Here is a 19,425-nt window from a genome sequence, read left to right as displayed (position 1 = left end):
CGACAGCTCAGGCTGTCGTCATTACCGTGGCAGTGCGCGCGGCACCCGACGCCGCGCCTGTCTGATGAATGGTGTGGGAAGGTTTTTCGATGATCACTGATGCACTCAACTGGCTCCTCGGTGCGTGGGGCGGCGTCGCCGCCGGCAGCAGCGGATACTCCATCCCGCCCGGAACCCTTCCCTTCGGAAGCTGACGCTCGTCAGGCGTCCCGGTTGCGGCGCAGCACGAACTGCTCCAGCCTGCGTATCCCTCGAACGCGTCGTGGGCGTAGCTGTTTGAGGTAGTAATCGGGAGCGCCGTCGAGTTCGTGGGCGAGTTCCTCGTCGATCAGCACCGTGCCGGGACGCGCCGAACCGGTGAGTCTCGCCGCGGTGTTGACGACAGAACCGTAGAGGTCGCCGAACCGGACGAGAACCGGACCCATCGCCAGACCGACCCGCAGTTCGGGGTCCGACTCGTCCGGCAAAACCCGCTCCTGGAGTTGCAGGGCGATCTCCGCCGCATCCGCCGGCGATTCGACGGCGAACATCACCTCGTCGCCGACCGTTTTCACCACCCACCCCTGATGCCCGCCGATCACCGTCGTCGAGGCCGACTCGAAGCGTTCCAGCAGATCCGCGAGATCCCGGGCACCGAGCTGACGCGTCAGGGACGTGTATCCGACGATGTCCGCGAACCCGACCACCAGGGTCCGGCTCGCGACCTCCTCACCGGGATTGCCCACGTTGCGGCCCGTGGTCGAGGCGACGTGCCTGCGCCACACGTACGCCTGCAGCGACTCGACCGCCGGAAGGATCTCGGCGGTGAGTCCCCGCACCTGCTCCCGGATCGCCTGCTCGTCGCTGCCCGCCGAGTCCGCGAGCTGATCGTCGATGTGCGTGCTGATCAGCGACACCTGCCATTCGGCGAGCCGCGACAGCGACTGGCCCAGAGCGCGGGCCGCCGCCACTTCGCGTTCCGGCGAGATGATCCCGCGGTCGACGAGTGACGCGATGGTCCTCAGCGCGGCGGCGTCCCCCTCGGTGAACATGACGCTGTCGGGGTCGATGTCGACCGCGAACCCCATCGACACCCACAGGCGGTCCGCCCGGTCGAGGGACACCCCCGCGACGTCGGCGATCTCGGCCCGCGTGTACCGGCGGGGCCCGCCCAGAAGCGACTCCTCGAGATCGGCCTGGACGTCGCGGAGCAGGGTCGGTGAGATCTCCGTCGGCGCTGACGTCTCGTCGCCGTTCTCCGGTGCTTCCGAGGTCACGTCGTTCCTCTCGTTACGTTCGATGCGGAACCGTCGGTGGTGTGTGCAAGAGTTGCGGTGCTCACGAGCGTAACCAGGAGACAGACCAGAAAGGACAGCGCATGCCGCCCCGTAGACGTTCCGGCGCCGCCGCACCGGATCACCTGACCGCGGAGAATCTCGAGACCCTCGCTGCCGCGATCGCGGAAGGCAAGCGGGCCACCGTGTATCTGCGCGAGGCGATGCCCAGCCTCGGGCTCGAGGCCGGAGCCTCGGCCAAAGTCATCTCCGTGCAAGGCAATACGGTCTTGATTCGCCCCAAGGGCGTCGACGACGAGCTCCCCTTCGAAGCCGAGGAGCTTCTGATGAGACGAAGTCCGGCGCCCAAGCCGGCGCCCGCCGCCAAGTCCGCCCCCGCAGCGCCGGTCGTGCACCAGGAGATCGAACCGGGTCCGCCGCCCGCCCCCAAGACGCCCGCGGCGAAGGCCGTCGCGGTGCCGCAACCGGCCGCCGCCGCAGTCCCGAAACCCGCCGCGGCACCGGCCAAACGCACCGCCAAGAAGGTGCCGGCGGGCGTCAGCGTCACCATCCACGCCGGCGCCGACAACGACTGGAGCGTCACCGTCGCGCACGGAGCCAAGCGTCCCGGCAAGGCCGTCCCCGTGTCACCGGACGCCGTCGAGCGTGCCGTCCGGGAACTCGGCGAGGAGACGGCGATCGAGGCCGTCGAGTCGATCATCGTGGCGGCCCGCAACCTCGCCGCCGCCCGGGTCGACGAGCTGAGCCGGCAACTCGAGGACGCCCGGAAAGCGCTGGAGGCACTCGGCGCCGGCGAGTAGTACCGGAGCGAGCAACGGCCGCGGTCTCTACATCGGCATTTCCGCACGCAGGTCTTGTGCGGGGTGGGATTCTTATGGAGACACGCGGCCGTCGGGGCTCATCCGGGAAGGTTCGAAAAATGTTGAAACGATTCGCGGCGGTTGTTGCGGCGACAGCGGGAATTCTGGGATTCGTTGCGGCAGGGACCGCGACAGCAGCTCCGGCCGCCGTCATGGGGGGCGGTTCGGGGATCGTGGTGAACGACGAACTGGTCTGTTCACTCACCACCATCGGACACGACAATGCGGGCAGGCTCGTCGGCCTGACGGCGGGCCACTGCGGTGAGGTCGGCTCGTACGTGGTGCCCGAGGCCAGTCAGGACAGCGGCATCATCGGGAAGTTCGTCATCTCCAACCCCGCGCTCGACTACGCGGTGATCCAGTTCGATCCGGCGAAGGTCGTCCCGGTCAACCGGGTCGGCGGCGTCACCATCACCCGGATCGGCGCCCCGGCAGCGTTCCCGCAGGTGGCGTGCAAGGAAGGCCGAACCACGGGCAACACGTGCGGCATCGTCTACGGCGACCTCATGCAGACGGGGGAGACGTGGACCCAGGCCTGTGTGATCGAAGGTGACTCGGGCGCACCGATGGTCGTCGGCACCACCCTCGTCGCCATGGTCAACGCCTACCTCGCCGCCCCGTGCATCGGCCCGGAGATCGGCACCAACCTCAACTCGATCGTCGCCGACATGAACGCGAACGCCGGTCCCGGCGCCGGGTTCCGGCCCATCTAGGCGCCTTCGGCGCCCGTGAGTGCTTAACGAGTCTCTGGACTCGTCAACCACTCACGGGCGCGGAGCGCCTACCCGCAGACGGCGCCGCCCGAGGCGGAACCGACGAGCTTCGTGTACTTGGCCAGGACCCCGCGGGTGTAGCGCGGGGGCAGGGGTTCCCACTCGCTCTTGCGGCCGGCGAGTTCCTTCTCGTCGACGAGCAATTCCAGCGTGCCCTTTCCGACGTCCAGGCGGATCTGGTCGCCGTCGCGGACGAACGCGATCGGACCGCCGTCGACGGCCTCCGGTGCCACGTGCCCGACGCACAGGCCGGTGGTGCCGCCGGAGAATCGGCCGTCGGTGAGCAGCAGGACGTCCTTGCCGAGGCCTGCGCCCTTGATGGCGCCGGTGATCGCGAGCATCTCGCGCATGCCGGGACCGCCCTTGGGTCCCTCGTAGCGGATGACGACGACGTCGCCGCCCGTGATGGTGCCGTCCTCGAGGGCGTCCATCGCGGCCCGCTCCCGTTCGAAGACGCGTGCCGTGCCGGTGAAGACGTCGGAGTCGAACCCGGCGGACTTCACCACCGCGCCGCCCGGCGCGAGGGAACCCTTGAGGATCGTGATGCCGCCGGTCGGGTGGATGGGCGAACTCATCGCCCGCAGCACCTTGCCGTCCGGGTCGGGCGGCGCGATGTCGGCCAGGTTCTCGGCCATCGTCCGGCCGGTGACGGTCAGGCAGTCGCCGTGCAGCATCCCGGCGTCGAGGAGGGCCTTCATGATGACGGGGACGCCGCCGATGTGGTCGACGTCCTTCATCACGTGCTTGCCGAACGGTTTGACGTCCGCGAGGTGCGGGACCCGGGCGCCGACGCGGGAGAAGTCGTCGAGGGTCAACTCCACCCCGGCTTCGCTGGCGATGGCCAGCAGGTGCAGGACGGCGTTGGTGGAGCCGCCGAACGCCATCACCACGGCGATGGCGTTCTCGAACGCCTCCTTCGTGAGGATGTCCCTGGCGGTGATGCCGCGGCGGAGCAGTTCGACGACGGCCTCGCCGCTGCGCCTCGCGAACCCGTCGCGGCGACGGTCGGTGGCCGGCGGGGACGCGCTGCCCGGCAGCGACATGCCGAGCGCCTCGGCGGCGCTGGCCATCGTGTTCGCCGTGTACATGCCGCCGCACGCACCCTCTCCGGGGCAGATGGCGCGCTCGATGGCGTCGACGTCCTCGCGGCTCATCAGTCCGCGCGAACACGCGCCGACCGCCTCGAACGCGTCGATGATGGTGACGTCGAGTTCGGTGCCGTCGGACAGTTTGGCGACGCCCGGCAGGATCGACCCCGCGTAGAGGAACACGCTCGACAGGTCGAGGCGGGCCGCGGCCATCAGCATGCCGGGCAGCGACTTGTCGCAACCGGCGAGCAGCACGGACCCGTCGAGGCGTTCGGCCTGCATCACCGTTTCCACGCTGTCGGCGATCACCTCACGGGACACGAGGGAGAAGTGCATGCCCTCGTGTCCCATCGAGATGCCGTCGGAGACGGAGATGGTGCCGAACTCGAGGGGATACCCGCCCGCGGCGTGGACGCCGTCCTTGACGGCCTTCGCGAGCCGGTCGAGCGACAGGTTGCAGGGGGTGATCTCGTTCCACGACGACGCCACGCCGATCTGGGATTTTCCCCAGTCGTCGTCGCCCATTCCCACCGCACGGAGCATGCCGCGTGCTGCGGTCTTCTCCAGTCCGTCGGTGACGTCGCGGCTGCGGGGTTTCGGATCCGGAGTACTCATGCATCCCAGCGTAGGCGGGACCCTCGGGCGCGGTTGGTTAAATGCGTTGCCGGGGATCGCGACCGGTCAGGGCGATCAGGCGATCCTGCAGCGGCGCGTCGCCGGGTACGTCGACGGGGTCGGCGAACAGTCCGCTCTCGGAGAGCATCTCGCGCTGGCCGTCGAGGTCCGACCAGACCCCGGCGACGAGTTGCGGGTCGAGTGTGTCGTCGGATCCGGTGGCCTTGGCGAGGTCCCAGGCGTGGATGGTGACGTCGGCGGTCTGCTGCCGCAGGTACGGCTCGAGCGGCACCGTGCCGTAGGACAGGTGCACGTGCGTCTGCGGGTCGGTCGACGACCACGCGCGGATGGCCGCGTCCGAATACCGCTGCCATTCCGCCCGCATGTCGCCGTGCAGGGGTTCGATGTCCGGGGTCGCCTCGCCGACCGTCTTCCCGGCGAGCAACGGGGGAACCCACTGCTGTTCCTCGATGACGTGCCGCACCAGGTGGGTGACGTCCCATTCGCGGTCCGGTGTCGGCGCCGACCAGTCGGTGATCGCGGCGACCCGCGCACCGAACTCGCGGTGGGCGATGCGGGCGAGTTCGAACCAGTCGAATGCCATGCCTTCAGGGTAGAGGCAGACGGGTCACGATCAGCGCGATTCCAAACGATGCACCTGTCGGGGTGCTCGGGAAGGATGGGGCGCATGACCAACATCCCCACCGTGCAGTTGTCCGAAGGCCTCACCGTCAGTGCGCAGGGCTACGGCGCCATGTCCGTCGCCTCCGTGTACGGCCCCGTCGATCCCGCGGAGGCGCTCGCGACCCTCCACCACGCCATCGACATCGGAGTGACGTTCATCGACACGGCCAACGTGTACGGCGACGGCGCGAGTGAGGTCGCGGTGGGCACGGTGTTGAAGGAACGCCGCGACGAGGTGCAGCTGGCCACCAAGTTCGGTCTCGTCGGCAACATCGCGAACGGCAGGCGCAGCATCAACGGCAAGCCCGAGTACGTGGGGCAGGCTCTCGACGAATCGCTGAGCCGGCTCGGTGTCGACACCGTCGACCTGTACTACCTGCACCGCGTCGACCCCGAGGTGCCCATCGAGGACACCGTCGGCGCGATCGCGGAACAGGTGAAGGCCGGGAAGGTCCGCCACATCGGACTGTCGGAGGCGACCGGCGACGAACTCCGTCGCGCGTCGCGGGTGCATCCCATCGCCGCGATCCAGAGCGAGTGGAGCATCTGGAGTCGCGACGTCGAGAAGCACGTGGTTCCCGCGGCGGCGGAACTGGGCATCGGCTTCGTGCCGTACTCGCCCGTGGGCCGGGGCTTCCTCACCGGAACGTACGACCCGGCCGTGCTGGGCGACAAGGACCTGCGTCGCCGGTTCCCGCGTTTCGGGGACGACTCGCTGCCGTCGAACCTGAAGGTGCTCGACGTCGTCCGGGAGGTGGCCGCCGAACTCGATGCGACGCCCGCCCAGGTGTCGCTGGCGTGGCTGGACGCGAAGGGCCGCGAGTTCGGGTTGCCGTCCGTGTCGATTCCCGGCACGCGGTTCGCGGCCCGTGTGACGGAGAACGCAGGTGCGGTCGCGCTCACCCTGACCGAGGGGCAGATCGCGCGTCTGGACCTGCTCGCGGACCTCACGGTCGGCGAGCGCACGGCCGATCCGACCTGGGTGTCGCTGGGCCGCGAGTGACTTCACCCAGCGGGTAATACCTGCTGGCGGGTAGTTTGATCTGCGATGAGCAGAGTGTGGTTGGTGTGGGGCGTCGGGGTTGTCGCATATATCGTCGCCGTCCTGCATCGAACCTCGTTCGGTGTGTCGGGGCTCGCGGCGTCGGAACGATTTTCGATCAGTCCGAGTGTGCTGTCGAGTTTCGTCGTACTCCAGATCGTGGTGTACGCGGGGATGCAGATCCCGGCCGGTGTGCTCCTCGACCGGTACGGGTCGCGGGTCATGATCGCCGCCGGCGCGCTCATCATGGCGTCGGCGCAGATGGTGCTCGCGCTCACCGACTCGCTGCCGCTGGCCGTCGCCGCGCGCGTGTTCGTCGGCGTCGGCGATGCGATGACGTTCATCTCCGTGCTGCGCCTGGTGCCGCAATGGTTCGCGCCGCGGCGGGTCCCGCTCGTGTCCCAGCTGACGGGCATCTTCGGTCAGATCGGTCAGATCCTGTCGGCGCTGCCGTTGATGCTGCTGCTGAACGGGCCGGGCTGGAGTTTCGCGTACGGCACGGCGGCGTCGCTCGGGTTGCTGTCCTTCGTGCTGGCCGTGTCCGTCATCCGCAACGCCCCGCCCGGTCTCGAGGTGGTGGCCGCGCCCGCCGGGCTGCGGGAGGTGGGAACGCAGATCCGCGCGGTGTGGCGGCGGCACGGCACCCGGCTGGGCTTCTTCACCCATATGGGCACGCAGTTCTCGATGACGACGTTCGCGCTGTTGTGGGGTGTGCCGTACCTGAGGTCGGCGCAGGGGCTGTCGGCGGCCGAGGCCGGTTCGCTGCTCACCCTGTCGGTGATCTCGGCGATCGTGGCCGGGCCGATCATCGGCATCCTCAGCGGCCGGTTCCCGATGCGCCGCTCGTATCTGGTGCTGGCGATCATGATCAGCAACGCGGCGATGTGGACCGTGGTGCTGGCACTGCCGGGTCCGGCGCCGATCTGGTTGCTGGCGCTTCTGGTGATGGTGATCTCGGTGGGCGGCCCCGGTTCGATGATCGGCTTCGACTACGCCCGCATGTTCAACCCCAGCACCAGCATGGGTACCGCGCAGGGAATGGTCAACATCGGTGGATTTCTGGCGTCGTTGCTGGTCATTCAGGCGATGGGGCTCATCCTCGACGCGATGGGAGGGTACTCGTTCGACAGTTTCCGGGTGGCCTGGCTCGTGCAGTATCCCGTCTGGATCGTGGCGATCACCGGGGTTCTGGTGACGCGGGGGAAGACGCGGAAGCAGATGGGACTGGTGCTGCGGCCGATCCGGCAGGTGTGGCGGGAGCGGGGCGATCGCCCGAAGGGCTAGTTACACTCTTACATGATATGTAACACTATAACGCATGAGCAATGAGCGTTCGGAAGATCACGCCGTCCTGACGGCACCCCCGATGCAGTGGGACGCCTGGGGTGCGCCCGAGAAGCACAAGGTCCTCTCGGACGGCATCAAGGGGCTGCTGCAGCAGGCCCTCGGAGTCACCATCAGGGAACCCTCCGAGCGGGCGGCCGACGACGCCGTCCTCGCTCCGAGCGCACTGTCCGACCAGCACGTCACCGCGCTTGCGGGCATCGTCGGAGAGCAGTTCGCCGGCACCGCACACACCGACCGGCTGCTGCGCTCCGGCGGCAAGAGCACGCTCGACCTGTTGCGCCGCCGCAGCACCGAACCCCAGAACGCGCCCGACGCCGTCGTCACCCCCGGCACCGACGCCGAGGTCGCCGACGTGCTCCGGTACTGCGCCGCCAACGGCATCGCCGTGGTCCCGTTCGGCGGCGGAACCAGCGTCGTCGGCGGACTCGACCCCGTGCGCGACCGATTCGACGCCGTCGTCTCACTGGACCTGCGCCGGTTCGACTCGCTGATCGACCTCGACACCGACTCCGGCATCGCGACGCTCGGAGCGGGCGTGACCGGTCCGCTCGCCGAGGAACTGCTCGGCGCGCACGGCTTCTCGCTCGGGCACTTCCCGCAGAGTTTCATGTTCGCGACCATCGGCGGCTTCGCGGCCACCCGGTCGTCGGGGCAGGCGTCCGCGGGGTACGGGCGGTTCGAGGACATGGTGCAGGGACTGCGAGTGGTGACCCCCACCGGAACCCTCGACACGGGGCGTGCCCCGGCGTCCGCGGCAGGCCCGGACCTCGGCGAACTGTTCGTCGGGTCGGAGGGCACGCTCGGCGTCATCACCCGGGTGCGGGTGCGCGTGCACGCGGTCCCGGCCACCACCGTCCGGGAGGGCTGGCGGTTCCCCGACTTCGAGACCGGCGCGGCCGCACTGCGTGCGCTGCGGCAGGAGGGTGCGGTCCCGACCGTGCTGCGACTGTCCGACGAGGCGGAAACGGCGGTGAACCTGGCGACCACCGACAAGATCGGCGAGGAGACCGTCACCGGCGGCTGCCTGGCGATCACCACGTTCGAGGGCACCGCCGAGCACACCGCGGAACGGTCGGCGGAGGCCCGCGCGGTGCTGCGGGCGCACGGCGGCACGTCGCTGGGCGAAGAACCCGGAAACGGCTGGGAGCACGGCCGTTTCGACGCACCGTACCTGCGCGACTCGCTGCTCGACGCGGGAGCGCTGTGCGAGACGCTGGAAACCGCGACCACGTGGGGCAACCTCGCCGCCCTCCGCGTGGCCGTCACCACCGCGCTGACGGAATCGCTGTCGGCGCAGGGCACCCCGCCGCTCGTCCTCTGCCACATCTCGCACACGTATCCGACGGGCGCCTCGCTGTACTTCACCGTCGTGTCCGCGCAGGCGGACGACCCGATCGAGCAGTGGCGGAAGGCCAAGACCGCCGCCGGGGACGCGATCGTCGCCGCCGGCGGAACCATCACGCACCACCATGCGGTCGGCGTCGACCACCGCCCGTGGATGCGGGACGAGATCGGCGATCTGGGCGTCACGATTCTGCGGGCGGTCAAGGACGCCGTCGATCCCGCGGGAATCCTCAACCCCGGCAAGCTGATTCCGTGAGCACGCAGCAGGTGATCGAGAAGGTCACCGTCCTCGTCAACCCGCTCGCCGGGCACGGCCACGCGCCGGTCGCCGGGCGCAAGGGGGTCGCACGCCTGCGGGAACGCGGCGTCGCCGTCACCGAAATCATCGGAACGGACGCCGATCACGCGCGCGCGCTGGCCCGGCGGGCCATCGACGACGGCACCGATGCGCTCGTCGTCGTCGGGGGAGACGGCGCCATCAGCATCGGATTGCAGGCGGCAGCGCAGTCCGGGACACCGGTCGGCCTGATCCCGGCAGGCACCGGCAACGACCATGCGCGCGAATTCGGCATCCCCGTCGGCGACCCCGTCGCGGCCGCCGACGTCATCGCGGACGGCGAGGTGCAGGAATCCGACCTCGCCAGGATCACCCTCGAGAGCGGTGCGGTCGTGTGGGCGGGCACGATCGTCGCGAGCGGTTTCGACTCACTCGTCACCGACCGCGCCAACCGGATGTCCTGGCCGAAGGGCCCGATGCGGTACAACCTGGCGATGCTCGCCGAACTGACGCAACTCCGCCCGCTGCACTACCGCATCGAACTCGACGACCAGACCTTCGAGGTCGACGCGACACTCGTCGCCGTCGGCAACGGCCGCTCCTACGGCGGCGGGATGCAGATCTGCCCGAACGCCGACAAGACCGACGGACTGCTCGACGTCACCGTCGTCGACTACGGCCGCCGGTCGAGGCTGGTCCGGCTGTTCCCCCGCGTCTACAAGGGCACCCACGTGGAACTCCCCGACGTGCAGACCTACCGCTCGCGGACGGTGCGACTGCAGTGCGACGGCATCACGGCGTACGCGGACGGCGACCGCGTCGGCCCGCTGCCGGTCACCATCGAGGCGGTGCCTGCCGCGCTGCGGATCCTCAGCCACACCCCGGCCTGAGCGCTCACAGCCCGCGCAACCGGTCCATCTCGCGGCGTTCGCGTTTGGTGGGCCTGCCCGCGCCGCGGTCGCGCTGCGGGATCGACGCGAGGACCTCGCGCGGTGGGGGTGGTGGTGTGTTGTCGGTGTAGCACTCGACGGCCACCACCGCGCCGACCCGTTTGGTGATCGGCCGGATCACCTCGACGATCCGTTCGACACCGGCCGCGCGGATGCGGACCTCGTCGCCTGCCTTGACCGGCTGCGCCGGTTTCGCGGTGCTGCCGTTGACCCGCACGTGCCCCGACCTGCACGCGGCCGCCGCCGCGGAACGCGTCTTGAACAGCCGGATCGCCCACGTCCAGCTGTCGACCCGGACGCTCGACGGGTCGGTACCGGAAATCGCCACCCGACCAGGATACGAAAGCGTGCCCGCAGGCGCGTCATCCCTCCGGCGGGGTGGGGCCGGGCCGCGCGAGCGCCGGTTGTACCGCGGGACCGGTGACGTCGCAATGCGGTTTGCACGCGATCGACTCCGGGATCGGACCGCGCGGGGCGGGAGCCGGTGCGGCGGGCGCCCGGATCAGGGCCGCGGCGATGGCCGCCCCGACGAGGAGCAGTGCGATGCAGACGAACATCGCGATGCGGAAGCCGTCCGAGAAGCTGGTGGGGTCGAGCATGCTCTCGGCGTCGATCCCGGCGATCCCGGGGAGCGCGGCCACCGCCAGCAGCTGGCTGGTGCGCGCGACCGCGTTGTTCACCCCGGACGCGATGCCCGACTGTTCCACCGGGACCGATCCGAGCACGGCCGCGGTCAGCGGCGCGACCATGGCGGACAGTCCGAGACCGAACACGACGACGCCGGGAAGCACGACCGTCCAATAGCTCGCGTCCGGCCCGATCCGCGTCATCAACAGCAGCCCGACCGCTGCGAGGGCGGGCCCGACGGTCATCGGCAGTCGCGGGCCGTGGGTCTGGGCGTAGCTGCCGGCGCGGGAGGAGAACGCCAGCATCGCCAGCGTGATCGGGATGGTGGCCAGCCCGGCCTCGATCGGCGAGTACCCGGCCACCAACTGCAGCTGCAGCACCAGCAGGAAGAAGACGCCGCCGAGCGCGGCGTACACGGCGAGCGTCACCAGGTTCGCCGCCACGAACATCCGCGACGCGAACAGGCTCGGCGGCACCAACGCGTTCGGTGAACGCACCTCCACGACGACGAATGCGATCAGCACGACGGCGCCGACCACCCCGGCGATCAGGTTCATCTCGATCAGACCGTAGGTGAGCGCGCCCAGGCCGATCACCGCGCACGCCGAACCGAGTACGTCGAGGTGATCGGGCGGGTGCGGGTCCCGGCTCTCCGGGACGTGCCGCATCGACGCCCACACGACGAGCGCGGCGAGCGGAAGATTGAGCAGGAACACCGACCGCCAGCCGGCCACCTCCACCAGCCAGCCGCCCAGCAGAGGTCCGATGGCGCCCGCGACCCCGCCGAGCCCCGACCACAGTCCGATCGCGGCGCCCCGGTCGTCCTCGTGGATCGACGCCGAGATCAGCGCGAGACTGCCGGGGGTCAGCATCGCGGCCCCGACGCCCTGCAGAATCCGTGCGATCACGAGGAAAGTGATGTCGGGCGCGACGCCGCACAACAGGGATGCCGCCGCGAACCACACCGTCCCCCAGACGAAGACGCGGCGCCTGCCCCAGCGGTCCCCGAGCGCCCCGCCCAGCAGGATCAGCGACGCCAGGGCCAGGGTGTAGCCGCTGAGGATCCACTGCAGTCCCGCGACACCCGATCCGAGGTCCTCGCCGATGTGCGGCAGGGCGATGTTCACCACCGTGCCGTCCAGCAGCGCGAGGCTCGAGCCCAGCACGGTGGCGACGACGACCCACCGCCCCCGGCGGGTGCTCAGGTGCAGAACGGTCTCGGTCACCTCCCCATGGTGCGCCGCGATCCGCGCGGTGCGGCGCTCGTTGCGAATTCCGGCGCCGGCTTCGGCATACTCGACGTCGTGTGTGCGACGCCGCTGGACTACGGCAACGATCCGAACAGCATCTTCTCCACACTCGCCCTGTGACGGCCGTGCGCGTGCGACACTGTCCGGCACGAACCTCGACAGACGGAGTACTCATGGACATCAAGCGCAAGGTCGCAGTCGGGGCCGTCGCGGTGGCCGGCCTGTCTCTCGTCGGCGCGGGGACGTCCGCGGCGGATCCGGTCCCGGCACCCATGCCCGTCCCGGTCCCGCTGCCCGTGCCGATGCCCGCCGGTACCTATGTCGGAACGACGAACCTTCCCGGTGCCGACCTGATCTGGAAGGGAAAGACGTTCGGGCGCGGGTGGGTCATGGACAACTTCGGGGTGTTCTTCCCCTACGTCTTCGGCATGACCACCCCGGAGCCGGGCGGCTCCCTCGTCACCGACTACAGCCCGTCCGGCCTGAATTTCCTCACCGACCGGATCACCCCGAGGCCGGACGGGACCTACGAGGGCACCGTCTACATCAACGGCAACCCCGTGGCCGGATACGCCCTGCACAAGTAGGGCGGTCGACGGCTAGACCTTCGACGACGCGAGCGGTTCGGTGGGAGCCGTGTTCGGCGCCGCGGAGGCGGCACGTCGGGTGGGAATTGCCAGGGTGATGGCCGCGGCGACGAGCGCGACACCGCAACCGATCAGCAAACCGGTCCGGAATCCGCCCTCGGTGGGCAGGGTGTGGCCCGCGACCTGCACGCTCATCTGCGCCAGGACCACGCCGACGACGGCCGCGGACACCGACGTGCCCACCGAGCGCATCAGCGAGTTCACGCTGTTCGCGGACGCCGTCGCGGACTGCGGCACGGCGCTCATCACGAGGGCGGGCATCGCGCCGTAGGCGAGACCGACGCCCGCGCCGCAGATACAGGTCACCACGACCAGCCCCCACGTCGACCCCATCAGGAACATCGACGACCCGTAGCCGAGGGCGATGACGAGGCTGCCGACGAGCAGCGTGACCTTCGGTCCGCGGGTCGACGACAGCTTCGCGCCGAACGGGGACACCGCCATCATCATCAGGCCCGACGGGGCCATCCACAGACCCATCGCCAGCATCGACTGTCCCAGGCCGTATCCCGTCGACGCGGGCAACTGCAGGAGTTGCGGAACGATCAGCGACTGGGCGTACATCGCGAAGCCGACGACGACGGACGCGGCGTTGGTCAGCAGCACCTGACGTCCCGCGATGACCCGCAGGTCGACGAGGGGCTGCGGAGTGCGGAGTTCCCACCAGCCCCACGCCGTCAACACGATGACCGTGGCCGCGAACAGGCCGAGGGTGGTGCCGCTCGTCCAGCCCCAGTCGGCACCCTTGGACACGGCCAGCAGCAGGCACACCAGTCCGACGCCGAGCCCGACCGCCCCGACGGGATCGAAGCGGCCCCGGGTGCCGTGCACCGGGGTGGCGGGCACGAAGTACCAGAGCAGCACGGCGATCACCGCGCTGAGCCCGGCGGCGCCCCAGAACAGCACCCGCCATGAGGCGTTCTCGGCGACCGTCGCGGCGAGCGGCAGGCCGAGGGCGCCGCCGATGCCCATCGACGAGCTCATCAGGGCGATGGAGGAGTGCAGGCGCTCGGGCGGCAGCAGGTCCCGCAGCGCGCTGATTCCCAGCGGAATCAGGCCCACCCCGACGCCCTGCAGTCCCCGGCCGATGACCATCGGGGCCAGGGTCGTCGCGAGTGCGCAGACCACCGAGCCCAGGACTAGCGGCACCGTGCAGATCAGCATCATTCGACGCTTGCCGTAGAGGTCGCCGAGACGTCCCGTGACCGGGGTGGCCACGGCGCCGGCGAGCAGCGTCGCGGTGATCACCCAGGACGCGTTGGAGGCGGTCGTGTCGAGCAGTCGGGGCAGGTCGCCGATCAGCGGCACCACGAGGGTCTGCATGAGTGCGGCGACGATGCCGGTGAATGCCAGCACGGCGACGAGGCCGCCCGGGCGGACGACGGGCGTCGGACTGTCCACACGAATCTCCTTGACGTTGCGAAACACAATTTGTGCACCATACACAAGCTATGCATGGTGCACAACGTATGTATCCTGCATATTGGTCAGGAGGGGCGTTTTCCGAGGTAGGCGGCGGTGAGGCCGTACGCGACCACGGCGGCCACGGACACTCCCGTGGACGTCCACCCCCACGAGTCCGGCCACTGCGTGGTCGCCGATGTGGTGAGCGGCGTGTACGCCGTCCACCCGTAGTCGACGACCAGCGGGACGGTGAGCGCGGCGGGGATCGCCAGCGCCGCCGCAGTGACCGGTCCGCTCGACGGCAGGCTCGACGCGAACGTGTACGTGGCCGCGAGCGGAAGGAGCAGCCACATCGCGCCGAGTTGCAGGTTGTCCCACGGCGGGTGCTCGAACACTGCCGACGCGGCGACCATCGCGAGCGCCGCGATGCCGAGAACCGGCCGCGGGAAACGCCGTCCGAGCACGGCGCCCGCGAGTGACAGTGCCGCGGGCACCAGCAGCCACGGCCAGGAGTCCGGGAACGCAGATCTGCCGATGCCGCCCGTGGCGACGAGCGCCATCGCGGCGAGTAACACGATCCCGGTGCGGCCCTCCAGCCACAGCGCGGCGGCGATCACCACCGCGACGAGGACGATCCCGAACACCCACCGGCCCCGCATTCCGTCGTCGGAGTCCACGTCCCACGCCTGGTGAACGAACCACCAGCACAGCACCAGCCCGACCAGCGGCACCACGATCCCGGCGACGACGGCGCGCCTGCTCACCGGGAGGTCCGCCCGCTCGCCGAAGTCGCCGGACCGCAACGCCACGGCCAGAACCACGGCCGTGAGCGCGAGGACGACCAGCGCCGCCGGATCGACGGTGGGTTCGGGAACGTAGTCCGCGTAGCGACGGGGAAGGGATATCCGGATGTGCTCGATCGGTCCGTCGAGGAGGATCCCGGCGACGACACCCGTCGCGAGTGCGGTCTGCAACCACTCGAGGTCGGCGGTGGCGCACAGCCCGACGAGAGCGCCGAGGAGAAGTCCCGCAGCGACGCCGCCGAGGAACATCTCGAAGTCCCACGGCCCGATCGAACGGGCGACACCCAGCAGTGCGAGGCCGCCGAACGACAGCGCAGACAGGCCCCGGCGGGCCCGAACCAGCACCGTCACCAGGACTGCGACGACCGCGGCGAGGGTGGCGCCGACCGCGGGATAGAGATACGACACGTCCAGGACCTCACGGCCCACGACGAACACGAACCCACCGGACCCGGTGGACGTCAACGCAATTCCCGCGACGAACCCGCCCAGCAGCAGGCACACGTGCGAGATCCGGAAAGTCATCCTCCGAGCATTGCGCACGGGTGTCGGCCTTGAAGTGACCGACGCGCAGGAGAAGGCTGGACGTCGTCGCTGTGCGGACGGCAGAGAAGGGGTGGTCGGCTTGGTCATCGACAACGACGTCTACAACCGGGTGGGGGAGTCGTGGTGGGAGGAGGACAACCCGCTCAACCTGCTGCACGGAAGCCTGACGCCGGGACGATTCGCCTACTTCCGCAAGGTGCTCGGCGAGACGATCGGTCGTGACTATCGCGGTCTGCGTGCCCTCGACGTCGGGTCGGGTGGCGGGTTCCTCGCGGAGGAGTTCACCCGCATCGGTTTCCGTGTGACGGGCATCGATCCGTCCCCGGTGTCGATCGACACCGCCCGCCGTCACGCCGCCCGCGCGGACCTCGACATCGAGTACCGCATCGGGTCGGGCGAGCGACTCCCCGTGCCGGACTCCACGTTCGACGTCGTCTACTGCTGCGACGTCCTCGAGCACGTGTCGGATCTGGGCAAAGTGATCGCCGAGACGTCCCGCGTGCTGAAACCCGGCGGCCTGTACCTGTTCGACACCATCAACCGCACGTTCGTCAGCAAGCTGGTCGCCATCAAGATCATGCAGGAGTGGCGGATGACGCGGATGTTCGACACCCCCATCCACGACTGGTCGATGTGCATCCGTCCCGCGGAGCTGACGGCGATCCTGGAGCGCCGCGACCTGCGGCTCGGCGAGATCGTCGGGCTCGGGCCGCGGTCGAGGAATCCGCTCCGGCTCCTCGACCTCGCCCGGGCGGGCGGAACCCGGCTCAGCTACGGGGAGTTGAGCCGCCGCCTCGACTTCGGGCAGATCCGGAGCACGGCCATCTCGTACATGGGATACGCCGTCGCGAACGGCGAAAGCCCGCCGCGACAACGCGACGGGCTCCCGGACGGGCGCGATCAGCTGTAGTCGTAGAAGCCCTTGCCGCTCTTCTTGCCGAGGTGCCCGGCATCCACCTTGCGCTTGAGCAGCGTCGGGGGAGCGTAGTGCGGCTCGGCGAACTCCGCGTACAGCGACTCCGCGGCGGCGAGCGTGATGTCGAGACCGACGGTGTCGATCAGCGTCAGCGGACCCATCGGGTACCCGCAGCCGCCCTTCATGGCCTCGTCGATGTCCTCGGCGGTGGCGTAACCCGACTCGAGCATCCGGACCGCCGACGTGAGGTACGGGATGAGCAGCGCGTTCACGATGAATCCCGCGCGGTCACCGGCTCGCACCGTCTTCTTGCGCAGCGTGTTCTTCGCGTAGTCGGTGACCGCGGTAACGGTCTCCTCCGACGTGACGAGGCTGACCACGATCTCCACCAGCGGCATCACCGGCACCGGGTTGAAGAAATGGACACCCACGACCTGCCCGGGACGCTGCGTGGCGTTGGCCATCTTGATCAGCGGGATGGACGACGTGTTGGACGCGAGGATGCCGGACGGCTTCACGACCTTGTCGAGCTTCTGGAAGATGTCGACCTTGAGGGCTTCGATCTCCGGCGCCGCCTCGATGACGAGGTCGCGGTCGGCGAAGTCGTCGATGTCGAGGGTGACCCGCACCCGGGCGAGCGCGGCGTCCGCGGCCTCCTGGTCGAGCTTGCCCGCCTTGACCCCGCGGGCGAGGGACTTCTCGATCCGGGCCTGCGCGGCCTCGGCGAACTCCGGCTTCGTCTCGAGGATGAGAACCGAGCTGCCGGCCTTGATACATACTTCGGCGATGCCGGCACCCATGGTGCCGCCGCCGATCACGCCTACTAGTTCCACAAATTCTCCTCACGTAGCCGTGCGTGGTTAGCGAGTCCAGAGACTCGCTAACCACGCACGGGCGGCGTAGCCGCCTACTTCAACAGTGCACGCGACATCACGACGCGCTGAATCTGGTTCGTGCCTTCGTAGATCTGTGTGATCTTCGCATCACGCATCATCCGCTCGACAGGGAAGTCCGTCGTGTAGCCGGCGCCACCGAACAGCTGGACGGCGTCGATGGTGACTTCCATCGCGACGTCGGAGGCGAAGCACTTGGCTGCCGCGGAGATGAAACCGAGGTTCTTCTCGCCGCGCTCGGCGCGTGCCGCGGAGGTGTAGACCATGAGGCGCGCGGCCTCGACCTTCATCGCCATGTCGGCGAGCATGAACTGCACGGCCTGGAAGTCGCTGATCGACTTGCCGAACTGCTTGCGGTCCTTGGTGTAGTCGAGGGCGGCGTCGAGGGCGCCCTGTGCGAGGCCGACTGCCTGCGCGCCGATGGTGGGACGGGTGTGGTCGAGGGTCTGCAGCGCCGTCTTGAAACCGGTGCCGGGCTCGCCGATGATGCGGTCGCCGGGGATCTTGCAGTTCTCGAAGTACAGCTCGGCGGTGGGCGAACCCTTGATGCCGAGCTTCTTCTCCTTCGGTCCGACGACGAATCCTTCGTCGTCCTTGTGGACCATGAACGCGGAGATGCCGTTGGCTCCCTTGTCGGCGTCGGTGACGGCCATGACGGTGTACCAGCTGGACTTGCCACCGTTGGTGATCCAGCACTTGGACCCGTTGAGGATCCAGTCGTCGCCGTCGGCCTTGGCGCGGGTGCGCATGCTCGCGGCGTCCGAACCGGCTTCGCGCTCGGACAGCGCGTACGACGCCATCGCCTCGCCGGACGCGAGCTGCGGCAGGACCTGCTGCTTGAGTTCCTCGGAGCCGTTGAGGATCAGGCCCATGGTGCCGAGCTTGTTGACGGCGGGGATCAGGGAGGAGGAGCCGCAGACGCGGGCGACCTCTTCGATGACGATGCAGGTGGCGACGGAGTCGGCACCCTGCCCGTCGTACTGCTCGGGGACGTGGATGGCGTTGAAGCCGGAGTTCACGAGGGCCTGCAGCGCCTCTTCGGGGAAGCGCGAATCCTCGTCGACTTCCTTCGCGTGGGGTGCGATCTCCTTCTCGGAGAGCGCGCGGATCGCGGACCGCAGTTCGTCGTGCTCTTCACCGAGCTTGAACAGATCGAAGTCCGGATTTCCGGCCATGGGGGCGCTCCTTGCTGGGTCTCGACGGCACCGATTCTGAGCGGCACTCCGTGCCAGATCTATTTCCGTTCAGGTGGGCCGCAACGTTCGTGGTCGGCAAACTACTGCCACTGGAGTGCAGTCAACCACGGCACTGAGTGCCAGTCAAGGGTGGGTATCGTCACCTTCGGCCGCTCAGTCCCGGCGCCGGGACAACTGCGTCCGGATGCGCCCGGTGATCTCCTCCACGGGAGTCCCCGGCGGGTACGAGACCACCAGTACGGCGTCCTCTTCCTGCGTGGATGCCCCCGGAGCGACGCCGAACGTCCGGCGCACGTCGAGCAGGGCCCGCTCGAGTTCCTCCGCGGTGGCATCCGGGTCGCCCTTGATCATGTTCCGAAGCAGAAAGTTGTGGCACGCGGTGACAGCGGCCGCGAATCCGATGACCTTCAGGACCGGTTGGGTGGGCACGACGCCGCGCAGGTAGTCGACGAACAACCGCTCGTAGCGGACGCCGGTGACGATCTCCCGGTCGCGGAGTGCGGGAACCCTCTGGACCACCTGGTACCGGCGCACCGCCAGTTCCCGGTTCTCCCGGAACCTGTCGAAGACCAGGCCCGCCGTCCTGCAGACCGCCGCCCACGGGTCGTCGGTTTCCGTGGTCAGATGGTCCTCTGCCTGCTGAAACAGTGATTCGTGATCGGCGAAGATCACGTCCTCCTTGGAGCGGAACTGGCGGAAGAACGTCCGCCGGGACACCCCGGCGGCCGACGCGATCTGCTCGACGGTCGTCGCCTCGTACCCGTTCTCGGAGAACAGCCGGATGGCCTGCGCCACCACGTGGACGCGGAAGTCCGCGGGATCGATGCCGGGTGTGTCGACGCGCTCGGTCATGAGGCCCAGTATCCATCGGCGGCATTGGACCCGCAGT

At 69.1% G+C, this 19,425-nt stretch carries 19 protein-coding genes; 9 read left to right on the top strand and 10 right to left on the bottom strand.

The window, feature by feature from the left end; translation table 11 throughout:
* Positions 1-200: 200 nt before the first annotated feature.
* Complete coding sequence (locus P3H15_RS35265; RefSeq protein ID WP_276141498.1) at positions 201-1,256, bottom strand: adenylate/guanylate cyclase domain-containing protein; 1,056 nt, start codon at positions 1,254-1,256, stop codon at positions 201-203.
* A 101-nt stretch (positions 1,257-1,357) separates the two neighbouring features.
* Between P3H15_RS35265 and P3H15_RS35260 the strand changes: the two genes are divergently transcribed.
* Both P3H15_RS35260 and P3H15_RS35255 read left to right on the top strand, forming a co-directional pair.
* On the top strand, positions 1,358-2,074 hold the full coding sequence (locus tag P3H15_RS35260) for a DUF6319 family protein (RefSeq protein ID WP_276141497.1): 717 nt from the start codon (positions 1,358-1,360) through the stop codon (positions 2,072-2,074).
* A 119-nt stretch (positions 2,075-2,193) separates the two neighbouring features.
* The gene (locus tag P3H15_RS35255; protein ID WP_095863423.1) at positions 2,194-2,847 is read left to right on the top strand and encodes a S1 family peptidase; all 654 of its coding nucleotides are present in this window, start codon (positions 2,194-2,196) and stop codon (positions 2,845-2,847) included.
* Positions 2,848-2,915: 68 nt separating this feature from the next.
* Here the strand turns inward: P3H15_RS35255 and ilvD are convergent, their stop codons facing one another.
* Entirely contained in the window at positions 2,916-4,610 is a 1,695-nt protein-coding gene (gene ilvD, locus P3H15_RS35250) for a dihydroxy-acid dehydratase (RefSeq protein WP_276141496.1), read from the bottom strand.
* Between the two features lie 37 nt (positions 4,611-4,647).
* On the bottom strand, positions 4,648-5,214 hold the full coding sequence (locus P3H15_RS35245) for a TIGR03086 family metal-binding protein (protein WP_219456930.1): 567 nt from the start codon (positions 5,212-5,214) through the stop codon (positions 4,648-4,650).
* Between the two features lie 84 nt (positions 5,215-5,298).
* Here P3H15_RS35245 and P3H15_RS35240 point away from each other — a divergent pair, with 84 nt between their 5' ends.
* The 4 genes from P3H15_RS35240 to P3H15_RS35225 all read left to right on the top strand — a co-directional run bounded on the left by P3H15_RS35240 (position 5,299) and on the right by P3H15_RS35225 (position 10,194).
* Positions 5,299-6,297: an aldo/keto reductase gene (locus tag P3H15_RS35240; protein ID WP_276141495.1), complete on the top strand. Its 999-nt coding sequence runs from the start codon at positions 5,299-5,301 to the stop codon at positions 6,295-6,297.
* Between the two features lie 45 nt (positions 6,298-6,342).
* Positions 6,343-7,620 carry a nitrate/nitrite transporter gene (locus P3H15_RS35235; protein WP_276141494.1) on the top strand — a complete coding sequence of 426 codons (1,278 nt, stop codon included), beginning with the start codon at positions 6,343-6,345 and terminating at the stop codon, positions 7,618-7,620.
* 82 nt (positions 7,621-7,702) lie between these two features.
* Entirely contained in the window at positions 7,703-9,283 is a 1,581-nt protein-coding gene (locus P3H15_RS35230) for an FAD-binding oxidoreductase (RefSeq protein WP_276141507.1), read from the top strand.
* Positions 9,280-10,194 carry a diacylglycerol kinase gene (locus tag P3H15_RS35225; RefSeq protein ID WP_276141493.1) on the top strand — a complete coding sequence of 305 codons (915 nt, stop codon included), beginning with the start codon at positions 9,280-9,282 and terminating at the stop codon, positions 10,192-10,194. The genes P3H15_RS35230 and P3H15_RS35225 overlap by 4 nt, the downstream gene beginning before the upstream one ends.
* Before the next feature lie 4 nt (positions 10,195-10,198).
* Here P3H15_RS35225 and P3H15_RS35220 read toward each other — a convergent pair whose 3' ends face one another.
* Together P3H15_RS35220 and P3H15_RS35215 are read right to left on the bottom strand one after the other, a co-directional pair.
* The gene (locus P3H15_RS35220) at positions 10,199-10,582 is read right to left on the bottom strand and encodes an RNA-binding S4 domain-containing protein (RefSeq protein ID WP_015888907.1); all 384 of its coding nucleotides are present in this window, start codon (positions 10,580-10,582) and stop codon (positions 10,199-10,201) included.
* A gap of 34 nt (positions 10,583-10,616) precedes the next feature.
* Positions 10,617-12,107 carry an MFS transporter gene (locus P3H15_RS35215; RefSeq protein ID WP_276141492.1) on the bottom strand — a complete coding sequence of 497 codons (1,491 nt, stop codon included), beginning with the start codon at positions 12,105-12,107 and terminating at the stop codon, positions 10,617-10,619.
* Here P3H15_RS35215 and P3H15_RS35210 point away from each other — a divergent pair.
* Together P3H15_RS35210 and P3H15_RS35205 are read left to right on the top strand one after the other, a co-directional pair.
* Positions 12,087-12,251: a hypothetical protein gene (locus tag P3H15_RS35210; RefSeq protein WP_276141490.1), complete on the top strand. Its 165-nt coding sequence runs from the start codon at positions 12,087-12,089 to the stop codon at positions 12,249-12,251. The two genes, P3H15_RS35215 and P3H15_RS35210, sit on opposite strands and share 21 nt — an antisense overlap.
* A gap of 53 nt (positions 12,252-12,304) precedes the next feature.
* Positions 12,305-12,718 (top strand): hypothetical protein, encoded by a 414-nt coding sequence (locus tag P3H15_RS35205; protein WP_276141489.1) that lies wholly within the window; start codon positions 12,305-12,307, stop codon positions 12,716-12,718.
* 12 nt (positions 12,719-12,730) lie between these two features.
* Here the strand turns inward: P3H15_RS35205 and P3H15_RS35200 are convergent, their stop codons facing one another.
* Together P3H15_RS35200 and P3H15_RS35195 are read right to left on the bottom strand one after the other, a co-directional pair.
* On the bottom strand, positions 12,731-14,179 hold the full coding sequence (locus P3H15_RS35200; RefSeq protein WP_276141488.1) for an MFS transporter: 1,449 nt from the start codon (positions 14,177-14,179) through the stop codon (positions 12,731-12,733).
* An 86-nt stretch (positions 14,180-14,265) separates the two neighbouring features.
* Entirely contained in the window at positions 14,266-15,510 is a 1,245-nt protein-coding gene (locus P3H15_RS35195; RefSeq protein WP_276141487.1) for a hypothetical protein, read from the bottom strand.
* A gap of 91 nt (positions 15,511-15,601) precedes the next feature.
* Here P3H15_RS35195 and ubiG point away from each other — a divergent pair, with 91 nt between their 5' ends.
* Complete coding sequence (gene ubiG, locus P3H15_RS35190) at positions 15,602-16,441, top strand: bifunctional 2-polyprenyl-6-hydroxyphenol methylase/3-demethylubiquinol 3-O-methyltransferase UbiG (RefSeq protein WP_346348813.1); 840 nt, start codon at positions 15,602-15,604, stop codon at positions 16,439-16,441.
* Here ubiG and P3H15_RS35185 read toward each other — a convergent pair.
* The 3 genes from P3H15_RS35185 to P3H15_RS35175 form a co-directional block, all read right to left on the bottom strand.
* Positions 16,432-17,280 (bottom strand): 3-hydroxybutyryl-CoA dehydrogenase, encoded by an 849-nt coding sequence (locus P3H15_RS35185; protein WP_276141485.1) that lies wholly within the window; start codon positions 17,278-17,280, stop codon positions 16,432-16,434. The genes ubiG and P3H15_RS35185 overlap by 10 nt on opposite strands.
* A gap of 74 nt (positions 17,281-17,354) precedes the next feature.
* Entirely contained in the window at positions 17,355-18,515 is a 1,161-nt protein-coding gene (locus P3H15_RS35180; RefSeq protein ID WP_276141484.1) for an acyl-CoA dehydrogenase, read from the bottom strand.
* A 174-nt stretch (positions 18,516-18,689) separates the two neighbouring features.
* A complete protein-coding gene (locus P3H15_RS35175; RefSeq protein ID WP_276141483.1) occupies positions 18,690-19,388 on the bottom strand; it encodes a TetR family transcriptional regulator in 699 nt (232 codons plus the stop codon).
* Between the last annotated feature and the right edge of the window lie 37 nt (positions 19,389-19,425).

This window comes from Rhodococcus sp. T2V, assembly GCF_029269925.1.
Classification (GTDB): domain Bacteria; phylum Actinomycetota; class Actinomycetes; order Mycobacteriales; family Mycobacteriaceae; genus Rhodococcus_F; species Rhodococcus_F koreensis.
This window is presented reverse-complemented; position numbering and strand designations above follow the sequence as displayed.

Bases quoted from the DNA above. Each gene is read 5' to 3' on its own strand.
- P3H15_RS35175 (WP_276141483.1), bottom strand. From the start codon at position 19,388: ATGACCGAGCGCGTCGACACACCCGGCATCGATCCCGCGGACTTCCGC.
- P3H15_RS35235 (WP_276141494.1), top strand. From the start codon at position 6,343: ATGAGCAGAGTGTGGTTGGTGTGGGGCGTCGGGGTTGTCGCATATATC.
- P3H15_RS35260 (WP_276141497.1), top strand. From the start codon at position 1,358: ATGCCGCCCCGTAGACGTTCCGGCGCCGCCGCACCGGATCACCTGACC.
- P3H15_RS35255 (WP_095863423.1), top strand. From the start codon at position 2,194: ATGTTGAAACGATTCGCGGCGGTTGTTGCGGCGACAGCGGGAATTCTG.
- P3H15_RS35240 (WP_276141495.1), top strand. From the start codon at position 5,299: ATGACCAACATCCCCACCGTGCAGTTGTCCGAAGGCCTCACCGTCAGT.
- P3H15_RS35245 (WP_219456930.1), bottom strand. From the start codon at position 5,214: ATGGCATTCGACTGGTTCGAACTCGCCCGCATCGCCCACCGCGAGTTC.
- P3H15_RS35230 (WP_276141507.1), top strand. From the start codon at position 7,703: ATGCAGTGGGACGCCTGGGGTGCGCCCGAGAAGCACAAGGTCCTCTCG.
- P3H15_RS35205 (WP_276141489.1), top strand. From the start codon at position 12,305: ATGGACATCAAGCGCAAGGTCGCAGTCGGGGCCGTCGCGGTGGCCGGC.
- ilvD (WP_276141496.1), bottom strand. From the start codon at position 4,610: ATGAGTACTCCGGATCCGAAACCCCGCAGCCGCGACGTCACCGACGGA.
- P3H15_RS35180 (WP_276141484.1), bottom strand. From the start codon at position 18,515: ATGGCCGGAAATCCGGACTTCGATCTGTTCAAGCTCGGTGAAGAGCAC.
- P3H15_RS35195 (WP_276141487.1), bottom strand. From the start codon at position 15,510: ATGACTTTCCGGATCTCGCACGTGTGCCTGCTGCTGGGCGGGTTCGTC.